Source organism: Alitabrizicola rongguiensis (assembly GCF_021491355.1).
Taxonomy (GTDB): Bacteria; Pseudomonadota; Alphaproteobacteria; order Rhodobacterales; family Rhodobacteraceae; genus Aliitabrizicola; species Aliitabrizicola rongguiensis.
Genome location: NZ_JAKENF010000005.1, coordinates 254,618 through 266,069, shown reverse-complemented (window position 1 = coordinate 266,069; position 11,452 = coordinate 254,618). Strand labels below are relative to the sequence as shown.

Sequence of the window (11,452 nt, the reverse complement as noted above, 5' to 3'; positions counted from 1 at the left end):
ATCTCCTCAGGCTTGTGCTTCTTCTGGGGCATTCCTGCATCCTCCAAATGGCTCGAAAGCCATACCTCAGGGAGGACCACTTTTCAGGGGGCAGACCACTCCTTGCGGTAGAAGCTGCCGAGGTCGCGGCCGACCATCATCGAGACGAGGCGCGCCGCCGAAAGTTCGGCGCGGTCGACGGTCCCAATGTAGATGCCATCGCGCAGGACGCTGACGCGGTCCGCCAACGCATAGACCTCTTCCATGCGGTGGCTGATGTAGATGATCGCGATGCCGTGCGCCTTGAGGTTTGCGATCACGTCGAAGAGCCGCTCGGTTTCCCGGGTGGAGAGGGCTGTGGTCGGCTCATCCATCACGATGAGTTTCGCATCGCTTGTCAGCGCCCGGGCGATCTCGACCATCTGGCGCTCGCCAAGGGACAGCCGCCAGACCGGGGTCTGGGCCGAAAAGCCGACGCCGAGGCGATCAAGGATCGGCTGCGCACGGTCGGCCAACATCCCGCGGCGCACGAGCGACATGGCCCGCCCCTCGCGGCCGAGAAACATGTTCTCGGCCACCGTCAGGTTCGGCGCCAGCGACAGTTCCTGGTAGATCACCGCGATCCCGTCGCCACGACCGTGGCGCAGTTGGCCGGCGAACAGGATCTCTCCGCCCGGATCGGCGACATAGGCACCGGACAGGATTTTCATCAACGTCGACTTCCCCGCGCCGTTCTCGCCCATCAGAGCGTGCAATTCCCCGGGCTGGACGTCGAAACTCACATCCCGCAGCGCCCGCACAGCCCCGAAGGTCTTGGAGATGCTCCGCATCTGCAGGATCGGGGCCGTCATGCCTCGCCCCCGCGTTGGGCGATGATGTAGTCGACGCCGTGGTCTTCCAGCATGCGGGCATGTTCGTCGCTGAGCCCATCATCGGTAATCAGCCGCCCGATGCGGTTGAGCGGCAGGGTCACGGTCGGTGGCCGGGCGCTGAACTTGCGGCTGTCGACAAGCACGACGATCTCGTTGGCCAACCGGCTCATCTCGGCGGTGAAGCGCACCAGAAGTGGGTGCTGCTCGAGAATGCCATCCTCGCTGACGCCGAGCGCGCCGACGAAGAATTGCGAAGCATAGAAGGTGTAGCCCGAGCCACCCGTCTCATAGAGGATGCCCGGCTCGCGGTGCAGATCGCCGCCACCGACCGTCAACTGGCAGGTGCCATGCTCGCCGAGATAGCCCGCTAGCGGCAAAGAATTGGTGAAGACCCGGACATTGCGGTGTGCGATCTCGCAGCCGAAATGGAAGCAGGTCGAGCCGCCATGGACGATGATAAGGCTGCCGTCGCGGACGAGGCCTGCTGCCGTCCGGGCGATCGCGCGTTTCTGGGCAACAGCGATGTCGCGGTTCTCGACAAAGGGGAGTGCGGCTGCCCGTCGAGGCCCGCCGTCCAGTGCAGCGACTCCCCCATAGACCTTCCGGACGCGCCCGGCATCGTGGAGCTTTTCGATGTCCCGCCGGATCGTCGCGCCTGAGACGCCAATGGTCAGCTGAAGGTCGCGCACGGATGCAAAAGGCTGCTCATTCAGCAGCTGAACAATCCGGTCTTGCCGCTCGGAGTCGTTCAAGGGCCCCTCCCAAAGCCGATTATGCGAGCATATATGCTCATGATTCGTCGATATCTGCAAATCTTTTTGCTTATATGGCGTTTATCGCTCAGAGCTTTGCGCAACCTTGCGCACAGTTGAGCGGTTGGCAGACGCCTAAGAGCCCAGTGCATTCCGACGCGGCGGCGTGCCGGCGACCCTGCCATCCAGACAAAGGTTTGTTTCAGACCACTGCCTTCGAAGGCAGTTTCAAGTGAGCGGAACTATCTCGCAGTTCAGGGAAGCGATGCGTGTTGGGCGAAACCGCAGACCCCCTCGTGTCGGTCATATGGACTTGCCCGGAGAATGTGGAGAGCACCAACTGAGGACCCAGGAGGTGTTCTATGGGAAACGGGAACAGACCCACGCCGGAGTTTTGGCGTGAAGCGGTGCGGCTGGTGCTAACCAGCGGCCGGACGCGGAGAGAGATCACCGAGGATCTGGGGATCGGATTGTCGACTTTGACGCAATGGCTCAGTCGTGAACGGGATGCCGGTGAGCCAGCCGAGGCATCGGTCAATCTGCATGCCGAGTTGAAACGGTTGCGCCGTGAGAACGCAGTTCTGAAGCAGGAGCGCGACATCCTAAAGAAAGCCGCAGCCTTCTTCGCGAAAGACGCAAGTCGATGAGCTTCGCCTTCATCGAGGCGGAGAAGGCAAGCGTCCCCATTCACAGGATGTGCCGGGTGCTGGACGTCAGCCAGAGCGGGTTCTTCGCCTGGCACGACCGCCCGGCCTGCCAGCGCCGACGTCAGGACATGGTCCATCCCGCCCACATTCGCACGGTGTTCTCCCTGTCGAACGGCACCTGTGGCGGTCCGCGCATGCATCGCGACCTGATCGACGAAGGCCATCAGATCGGGCGTCATCGCACGGCACGGCTGATGCGCGAGAACGGCCTCGTGGCGAGGCAGAAACGGCGGTTCAAGCGGACCACGGACAGCGAGCACGCCTTGCCAGTTGCGCCGAACCTGATCGCCCAGGACTTCCAGGCCGAACAACCGGACCGGAAATGGGGAGCTGACATCTCCTACATCTGGACGGCAGAGGGCTGGCTCTATCCCGCCGTCGTGCTGGTCCTCTTCTCGCGGCGCGTCGTCGGTTGGGCCACGAACGATCGTCTGAAGCGTGACCTCGCGGTCGAAGCCCTGCGGCGTGCTCTCATAACTCGCAACCCCGCGCCGGGGCTAGTTCACCATTCCGACCGCGGGTCGAAATACCGCTCGGTCGACTATCAGGCGCTGCTCCGCAAACGCGGCATCCTGATCTCGATGAGCGGGCGCGGCAACTGCTACGACAACTCGATGGTGGAAACGTTCTTCAAAACCATCAAATCGAAGCTGATCTGGCCGGTCGCCTGGCAGACGCGCGCCCAGGCCGAAAACGCCATCGCCAGATACATCGACGGGTTCCATAACCCCGCCAGGCGGCATTCATCGCTCGGCTTCGAGAGCCCCATCGCCTTCGAACGAAAGGCCCGGGAAGTGAGCTAAACGCTCTCCACAAAAGCCGGGCAAGTCCAGCCTGAGTGCAGTATGCTTGCGAGGAATTCGCGGTGTCTCCATAACTGGAACCCGAGGACCTGTAAGCACCGCAGGCATCCCCGATTTCGGAGAAACCATTGCTGAGCACCCATACGACGCGTGAGACAGATCGTCCGATGACGCGGACGGAGCGTGTTCACGTCGCATTGCGAATGGCGATCCTGGAACAGCGCCTCGCCCCGGGCGCTCGCCTACCCGAAGACATGATCGGCGAGGCCTTTGGATCGTCCCGAACGATCGCGCGCGAGGCGCTCGGGCGCCTTGCCACTGAGGGGCTGGTGGAATTGAAGCCCAATCGAGGTGCGTTTGTCGCCAACCCGACGCTCGAAGAGGGACGAGGCATCTTCGTGATCCGCGCGGCGCTCGAACGTGCCATGGTCCGCCAACTTGCCGGGCGCATAGATGTGGAGACCGCACGAACTCTGCACCAAATGGTCGAAGATGAAACCCGGCTCGCCGAGAAAAGCGATGTCGAAGCGATCCGCCTCGCGGGCGAGTTCCACCTGTATCTCGCCCGCCTTTGCGGCAACCCGCTTCTCGAGCGTTACCTGACCGAGATCGTGTCGCGCTGCTCGCTGGTCATGGCGATCTACGGTCGCCCCCACTCGGCAGATTGCGGGGCGCGCGAACATCGCGAGATCGTCGAAGCAATCGTCGCCGGTGATTTTGTAGGCGCAGGCAATCTTATGGAGCGGCATGTCGAAGAGGTGGCCACCCGCGCACAATTGGGCACTCGCGCCGAAGTCGACGTCCGTAGCATTCTGGCTGAGGTGGCGGCACAGGTTCCCTGAAATGGTGAAAGGTGCATCGGCAAGGTGAAACAATAGACGCTTTAGGAAATCGTATACAATAAATTGTCTTATATTGCATACGATATTGACAGAATCGCATGCAATACTTCAGGGTCCCTTATGACCCCGGAGGCCCCATGCACGACGACCCTGCCGTCTCGATTGAACATGTAAGCAAGGCCTTTGGCCGCGGCGCCACGGCAGTGCATGTACTCCACGACGTCTCGGTCACGATCGGGAGGCGCGAGTTCTTTACGCTGCTCGGTCCCTCTGGCTGCGGAAAAACCACCCTCCTGCGCCTAATTGCCGGGTTCGAGACTGCCGACTCCGGCCTGATCCGGATCGACGGCGCTGACGTAACCGATGCTCCGCCATTCCGCAGGCCCGTGAACACCGTTTTCCAGAACTACGCCCTGTTCCCGCACATGACGGTAGAGCAGAACGTCGGCTTCGCCTTGGAGGAGCAGGGCCTGCCCCGCGATCAGATCCGCCGCCGGGCGGGCGAGGCGCTCGAGATGGTTCGTATGCAATCCTTTGCCCAACGCCGCCCCGCGGAACTGTCCGGCGGCCAGCAGCAGCGCGTGGCTCTTGCCCGTGCTCTGGCCCCACGCCCAAAGGTCCTTTTGCTGGACGAGCCGCTGTCAGCTCTCGACCTCAAGCTGCGGAAGGAAATGCAGATCGAACTGAAGCAGCTTCAGTCCGAGGCAGGCATCACCTTCATCTTCGTCACCCATGATCAGGAAGAGGCGCTGACCCTCTCTGACCGTGTAGCGGTAATGCAGTCTGGGCGCATCTTGCAGATGGGACCGCCGCGCAGCATCTACGAGGCGCCGACCCATCGCTTCGTGGCTGACTTCATCGGCGACATCAACCTGATCGAAGGGGAAGCCCTGGCCTCGGGCGGCATCCGGCTGCCCGGCGGGGCCACCCTGCCCGGTCCCGCCGCTGCACCGGGCCGCGTGACACTGGCAGTCCGCCCCGAACGCGCAAAGATCGTACCCGCTGGCAGCGGCGTGATCGATGCCACTCTCGTCCACTCGGCTTTCCTCGGCACCGCAATGCTGCACAAGCTTACCCTCCCCGATGGCGCGAGCTTCCTGATCCGCGAAGCCGACCTGTCCGCCCCGATGCCGGAGCGCGGCGGCACTGTGGGTCTGTCCTTGCCGGTCGAGGCCTTGCAGGTGTTGCAGGCATGACTTCTTCTGCGACAGTCCGTCGGGGCCTTCTCCTTCTGCCGGCACTTGCGATTATCCTGCTCCTGATCGGCCTGCCGCTTGGGTTGATGGGCTGGGTCTCGCTTCTGCAGAAAGGTGGCAGCAGCGGCGTCGACTGGTCCGCGCCCCCCAGCATCGGCAACTACCTGCGGCTTGTCTGGGAAGAGGATTTCGACGGTACGATGATCCTCAACCCAACCTACCTCGTGATCTTCCTCCGGTCGGTCGCTCAAGCGGCGGTCACGACATTTCTGTGCCTGTGCCTCGGACTGCCCGTAGCGCTCTGGATGGCGGGACTCAGCAAGACCGGTCGAAATGTGATGCTACTGCTCATCACCATCCCGTTCTGGACGAACCTTCTCGTTCGCAACTACGCCTGGCTCATCATCCTGCGCGAAGATGGGTGGACGGCCCGCGCGGTGAACGCCGTCTGGCCCTTCGGCCCGGTCCAACTGCTGTACAACGACGTCGCAGTGGCGATCGGCCTGACCTACTCCTTCCTGCCCTTCATGATCCTGCCGCTCTACTCGGTCTTCGAGAAGTTCGACTGGCGGCTGATCGAAGCGGCGCATGATCTGGGCGCGACGCGGCGCCGGGCGCTGAAGCGAGTCGTGTTGCCGCTGGTCATGCCGGGTATCGTCGCCGGATCGCTTCTGGTCTTTATCCCCTGCCTTGGCGCCTTCGTGACTCCCGCGCTTTTGGGTGGCGGCAAGACTGCAATGCTTGGCAACGTGATCCAGGCCCAGTTCGGCTCGGCGCGCAACTGGCCGTTCGGCGCGGCGGTGTCGGTCGTACTTCTTGCGATCATGCTGGTGGTGATGACCGCCATGGCGCTGTGGCGCAACCGGAGGGCAGCCGCATGAACCTGCGCCGCTTCCCTGCCACGCGCGAAGTTTCGATCGCGGTTCTCGCCTTCCTGTACATCCCGGTCGTCGTGCTGACCGCCTACAGCTTCAACGCGAACCGCACGGCGACGGTCTGGACCCATGCCTCGTTCGACTGGTATGCGCGGATTCTGACAAACCCGTCGATCCAGGCCGCAACCTGGAACTCGATCGTGCTGGCGACGGCAGCCTCCATCGCGGCGACGGGCATTGCGCTGATGGCGGCCCTGGCCACGCGCCGCGCCTTTCCCGGGCGCAGCACCACAGAATCCGTGCTGAACCTGCCGCTGATCCTGCCCGAGATCGTGGTGGCGGTCGCGACGCTCCTCCTCTTCGTCTCCCTCGGCATCAGTCTGGGCCTTGGCGCGATGATCCTTGCGCACACCGCCTTCTGCATCCCCTTCGCCTATCTGCCGATCCGCGCGCGGCTCGATGGCCTGAGCGGCAGCTACGAAGAGGCGGCGCAGGACCTTTACGCTAACCGGTTCCGCACCTTCCGCCGGGTGACGATGCCGCTCCTGTGGCCCGGTGTCATGGCCGGTTTCACCCTCGCCTTCGTCACCAGCCTCGACGACTTCCTGACCTCGTTCTTCCTGTCGGGGCCGGGCACGACCACCCTGCCCGTCTACATCTTCTCGGCCATCCGCGCCGGCATCACGCCCGAGATCAACGCGATCTCCACCGTGATGCTCCTGATCTCGATCCTGCTCGTCTCGCTTTCCTTCTTCCTCGGCCGCCTGCGCCGCTAACCCATCGGGAGATCTGCAATGCCGCTACGACATCTTCTTGCCGCAACCGCCCTCAGCCTGCTTTCCGCTGCGCCGCTTTTCGCGCAAGACGCGGAAAAGACGCTCTATTTCTACAACTGGACCGACTACTACCCGGTCGAGCTTCTGGCCAAGTTCGAGGCCGAGACCGGCATCAAGGTCATCCTCGACGGCTATGACAGCAACGAGACGCTGCTGGCCAAGCTGCAGGCCGGCGGGGCGACCTATGATGTGATCGTGCCGTCGGACTATGTCGTTTCCGGCATGATCGCCGACGGGCTTCTGATGAAACTGGACGCGCCCACGCTGTCGAACTTCGTGAACGTCAAGGAGGCCTTCACCAACCCCGACTTTGACCCCGGTCGCCAGTACACCGCGCCCTATCTCTGGGGGACGACAGGCATCGCCTATGACAGCGCGCAGGTTCCGGGCGGCGAGCTTGAGCAAAGCTGGAAGGTGTTCTTCGAACCGGCACCTGAATTGGAGGGCAAGATCGCCGCGCTCGACATCTCGAGCGAGCTGATCCTCGCTGCGAGCCTCTATCTCGGCATCCCGCAATGCACGGAAAGCAACGACGACGCGAAGCGCATCCTCGAGTTGCTGGAAGCGCAGAAGCCGAAGTTGAAGCTCTACTCGGCCGACAGCACGGTTGACCGGATGGCGTCGGGCGAGGTCGCGATGCACCAGCTCTGGAACGGCGCGACGGCGCGGGCCACGGCACAGCGCGGGACGATCCGCTACATCTATCCCAAGGAAGGGACGCCGATGTTCCGCGACAACTTCGCTATCCCCGCCAGTGCGCCGCATCCCGAGAACGCGAAGATCTTCATCAACTGGATGATGGCTCCGGAAAATGCAGCGGCCGTCTCGAACGCGATCGCCTATGCCAATGCGATCAAGTCCGACGAGTTCCTGAGCGATCAGTGGCGCGCGATGGACGCGATCAACATGCCGGATGACTATGCCTCGCGGCTGGTGCCGACGCAGGATTGCAGCCCCGCCGCGCGCGAGTTGCAGGACAAGATCTGGACGCGCCTGAAAGGCTGACCTGTCGCTGTGCGGTGGCTCCTGCCGCACAGCCAAACTTCGGGAGGGACCGATGACCACCACCACCTATGTCAACCTGCGCGACATCGACGGCCAGACCATCGGCATCCGGTGCGGCAATGGCCGGATCGAGGCAATCGGTCCGGCAGTCACCGACGCGCAGGCCGTCGACGGCAATGGCTGGCTGGTCCTTCCCGCTTTTGTTGAACCCCATGTCCATCTCGACAAGACGCTCTGGGGCGAAGATTGGGTGCCCGGCAGGCGCGCTGCGCGTCTGCGCGACTACATCGACAACGAGCGCCGTGTCCTGTCCGCCAATCCGACTCCTCCGGAGGTGCGGGCCACCCGCTTGCTGGAGCGGATGCTTGCCCAGGGCACGACGGCCGTGCGCAGCCATATCGATATTGCCCCCGATATCGGGCTTTCCCATGTCGAGGCGATGTTCCGCCTGCGCGAGGCCTGGTCGGACCGGGTCGACCTGCAATTCGTGGCCTTCCCGCAGCAGGGCCTCCTCTGCCGGCCCGGTACCGCCGACCTGATGCGCGAAGCGATCGCGATGGGTGTCGAAACGATCGGCGGCCTCGACCCGGCTGGGATCGACGGCGACCCTGACGGCCAGTTGCGCGTCATCTTCGATCTGGCGACCGCAACCGGGGCCGGGGTCGATATCCACCTGCATGACAAGGGCGAGCTTGGCGCCTGGCAGATCGGCCGGATCGCCGACTATACGGCGGCGTCGGGGCTGAAAGGCCGGGTGATGATCTCGCACGCCTATTGCCTCGGCATGATCCCGGACAGCCATCTCGACCGCCTGGGCGAACGGCTGACGCAGCAGGGCATCTCGTTGATGAGCTCGGTTCCCGCCGACATTGCCGTGCCGCCCATCGAGCGCCTGCACGAACTGGGTGTCACGGTCTGCGTGGGCTCCGACGGCATCCGTGATGCCTGGTCACCGCTTGGCAATGGCGACATGCTGGAGCGTGCGTTCCTCACCGCCTTCCGCTTCGACTGGAACACCGACGAGGATTTCCGCCGCGCCCTGTCCTGCGCGACGCACCAGGCGGCGAAGGCCATTGGCCTGCCCGATTACGGTCTTGCCGCCGGTAACCGCGCAGACTTCGTGCTGATCGACGCGATCACCCCCGGCGATGCTCTTGCCCGCAGGCCCGGGCACCGCAAGGTGATCCGGCGTGGCGTGCAGGTTGCCGGCTGACCGAGGGCGCCATGGAATTCGACTTCACGACGCTTCCCCCGCCCGACCGCTATCGCCTGCTGACGAACTTCGTCGGCCCACGTCCGATCGCGCTGGTCACCACCCGTTCGGCCGCCGGTCACGACAATGCGGCCCCCATGAGCTTCTTCAATGTCTTTGCCCATGAGCCACCGATCCTTGTTCTGGGGATCCAGGCACGCGGAAACGGAGACGAGAAGGACACCGTCTCCAATATCCGCCGCAGCGGGGAATTCGTGGTCAACATGGTGGATATGGCGCTCGCTGATGCCATGATCGTCTGTGGCGTCAACTTCGCCTCCGATGTCGATGAACTGGCCTTTGCGGGTTTGACGCCGCTGGCCAGCCGCAAGGTCGAGCCCGCGCGGATCGCCGAAAGCCCCTGCGCCTTCGAATGCCGGGTCGAGCGCCTGATCGACTATCCGAACCGCATTCTTGTCGTGGGCGAGGTGGTCCACATGCACGTCCAGGACCGCTGCCTCGACGAGGCTGGCCGCTATGTCAATCCGGCGACCTACCAGCCGATCGCCCGGCTGCATGCCGACAACTACATCACCTCGGACCGCCAGTTCGAACTCAAGAAGCCCGAGCATCTTTTGCCCTACGAGGCCGCCCAAACCACGCCCAAAGTGGCGCGCAAAGCCGTCTGACCCATGTCTGACCCGACGACGCCCCTCGCTGATCTTGCCCTTGGCCAACGCGCCCCCGGACGCACGGCGCTTGCCGCGCGCTGGATCGTCGCGCATGACGGGAGCGGGCATCGCCTGCTGGAGAACGGCGAGGTCGTGATCGACGGGTCCGACATCCTTTATGTCGGGCGCCGCTTTCCGGGTGCGGTCGCCCGTCGCATCGATCTGGGCGAGGTCTTGGTCTCGCCCGGCTTCATCGACCTCGACGCGTTGTCCGACCTCGACACGACGCTGCTGACCGTCGACTACGGCCCGGGCTGGGCCACCGGTCGGGTCTGGCCCGAGGACTATGTGCGGCGCGGCCCGGTCGAGATGTACAGCCTGGATGAGCTGGCCTTCCAGAAGCGTTTCGCCTTTGCCCAGTTGCTGCGCAATGGCATCACCACTGCCCTGCCCATCGCTTCGCTCTTCTATCGCGAATGGGGCGAAACCGTCGCCGAGTTCGACGCCGCCGCGCAAGCCGCGCAGGACCTTGGCCTGCGGGTCTATCTTGGCCCGGCCTATCGCTCGGGCGGCATGGTCTGCACCGCACCCGGCGTTCTGGAGCCCCGCTTCGATGAAGAGCGGGGGTTGGCGGGCCTGTCGGACGCGTTAGCCTTCGCCGACCGGATCGACGGTGCAGCGGATGGTCTGATCCGTGCGATGCTGGCCCCCGACCGTGTGGAAACCTGCACTCTGCCGCTCTTGCGCCGCACGATGGATGCCGCGCGGGAGCGGACACTGCCCGTCCGCCTGCACATGGCCCAGGGCCGCATGGAACGGGAGACCCTCCAGCGCCTGCATGGCACGACGGCGCCGCAATGGCTTGCGGCGAACGGCCTTCTGCACGACCGCCTGATCGCTCCACATGCGGTCGAGGCAGAGCCGCAAGACCTGACGCTTTACGCCGAGCATGGCGTCACCATCGCCCATTGCCCACTCGTCTATGCCCGCGACGGAGAGATGCTGCGCTCGTTCCGGCGCTGCCGGCAAATGGGCATCCGCATCGGCATGGGCACCGACACCGCCCCGCCGGACATGGTGCTGAACATGGCCGTGGCCCTGATGGTGGGCCGTGCCGCCGAGGGCAACGAGACCGGGCTCACCACTGCAGAGGTGTTCGAGGCTGCAACGACGGGTGGCGCAGACGCACTTGGGCGTGCGGATCTCGGACGGCTTGCCCCCGGAGCTAAGGCAGACATTGCGGTCTTCGACCTGATGGACCCCTGGTTTGCACCCACGGTCGATCCCGTCCAGTCGCTGATCTTCGGCGCGACGGGACGCGTTACGCGCGCGGTCTTCGTCGATGGTCGGCTCTCGATGCGCGACGGCGCGCTGGCAGGTTTCGACGCCCCTACGGCCCGTCAGCAGGCGCAGGCACAGTTCGACAGGATGCTTGCGCGCTATCCCGAGCGAACCTGGGCCCAGCCCGACTTGGCGACAATCTTCCCCCCTACCTTCCCGCTGCTTCGCTAAAGGAGCGCCGCAGGAGCATCAGAGGATACTGCGTCAAGGGTGGAGACCATCTTACGTCCCGACTGTGTCAGGCGAAATTTGCCTGCCTCGATCGGGTAGTTCGGCTTTCGTCTCGGTGCATTATGGGTCTTGGCGCTACGGTTGAGGCGCTGGTCGTTGCAGCCTGCAGGAACGGCCGAAAAGGGCGGAAAGCGACCGTTCGTTGATGGC

11 protein-coding genes are annotated in these 11,452 nt (G+C 64.0%); 9 read left to right on the top strand and 2 right to left on the bottom strand.

The window, feature by feature from the left end; all coding sequences use genetic code 11:
* Positions 1-83: 83 nt before the first annotated feature.
* Positions 84-830, bottom strand: coding sequence for an ATP-binding cassette domain-containing protein (locus tag L0V05_RS19560; protein WP_234873180.1), 747 nt, complete (start codon positions 828-830; stop codon positions 84-86).
* On the bottom strand, positions 827-1,603 hold the full coding sequence (locus L0V05_RS19555; RefSeq protein WP_234873179.1) for a DeoR/GlpR family DNA-binding transcription regulator: 777 nt from the start codon (positions 1,601-1,603) through the stop codon (positions 827-829). Before L0V05_RS19555 ends, L0V05_RS19560 begins: the two co-directional genes overlap by 4 nt.
* A 362-nt stretch (positions 1,604-1,965) precedes the next feature.
* Between L0V05_RS19555 and L0V05_RS19550 the strand changes: the two genes are divergently transcribed.
* The 9 genes from L0V05_RS19550 to L0V05_RS19510 all read left to right on the top strand — a co-directional run bounded on the left by L0V05_RS19550 (position 1,966) and on the right by L0V05_RS19510 (position 11,242).
* A protein-coding gene (locus L0V05_RS19550; RefSeq protein WP_406565995.1) for an IS3 family transposase occupies positions 1,966-3,113 on the top strand; the annotation gives its coding sequence in 2 pieces (ribosomal slippage) (positions 1,966-2,218 and positions 2,218-3,113; 1,149 coding nt in all).
* Positions 3,114-3,280: 167 nt separating this feature from the next.
* A complete protein-coding gene (locus tag L0V05_RS19545) occupies positions 3,281-3,955 on the top strand; it encodes a GntR family transcriptional regulator (protein ID WP_234873177.1) in 675 nt (224 codons plus the stop codon).
* A 137-nt stretch (positions 3,956-4,092) separates the two neighbouring features.
* Positions 4,093-5,151: an ABC transporter ATP-binding protein gene (locus tag L0V05_RS19540; RefSeq protein WP_234873176.1), complete on the top strand. Its 1,059-nt coding sequence runs from the start codon at positions 4,093-4,095 to the stop codon at positions 5,149-5,151.
* Complete coding sequence (locus tag L0V05_RS19535) at positions 5,148-6,032, top strand: ABC transporter permease (RefSeq protein ID WP_234873175.1); 885 nt, start codon at positions 5,148-5,150, stop codon at positions 6,030-6,032. The genes L0V05_RS19540 and L0V05_RS19535 overlap by 4 nt, the downstream gene beginning before the upstream one ends.
* Positions 6,029-6,802, top strand: a complete 774-nt coding sequence (locus tag L0V05_RS19530) for an ABC transporter permease (RefSeq protein WP_234873174.1) — start codon at positions 6,029-6,031, stop codon at positions 6,800-6,802. The genes L0V05_RS19535 and L0V05_RS19530 overlap by 4 nt, the downstream gene beginning before the upstream one ends.
* An 18-nt stretch (positions 6,803-6,820) precedes the next feature.
* Complete coding sequence (locus L0V05_RS19525; RefSeq protein ID WP_234873173.1) at positions 6,821-7,867, top strand: extracellular solute-binding protein; 1,047 nt, start codon at positions 6,821-6,823, stop codon at positions 7,865-7,867.
* Between the two features lie 52 nt (positions 7,868-7,919).
* On the top strand, positions 7,920-9,080 hold the full coding sequence (locus tag L0V05_RS19520; protein WP_234873172.1) for an amidohydrolase family protein: 1,161 nt from the start codon (positions 7,920-7,922) through the stop codon (positions 9,078-9,080).
* Positions 9,081-9,091: 11 nt separating this feature from the next.
* Entirely contained in the window at positions 9,092-9,748 is a 657-nt protein-coding gene (locus L0V05_RS19515) for a flavin reductase family protein (RefSeq protein ID WP_234873171.1), read from the top strand.
* Between the two features lie 3 nt (positions 9,749-9,751).
* Entirely contained in the window at positions 9,752-11,242 is a 1,491-nt protein-coding gene (locus L0V05_RS19510; RefSeq protein ID WP_234873170.1) for an amidohydrolase family protein, read from the top strand.
* Positions 11,243-11,452 lie beyond the last annotated feature (210 nt).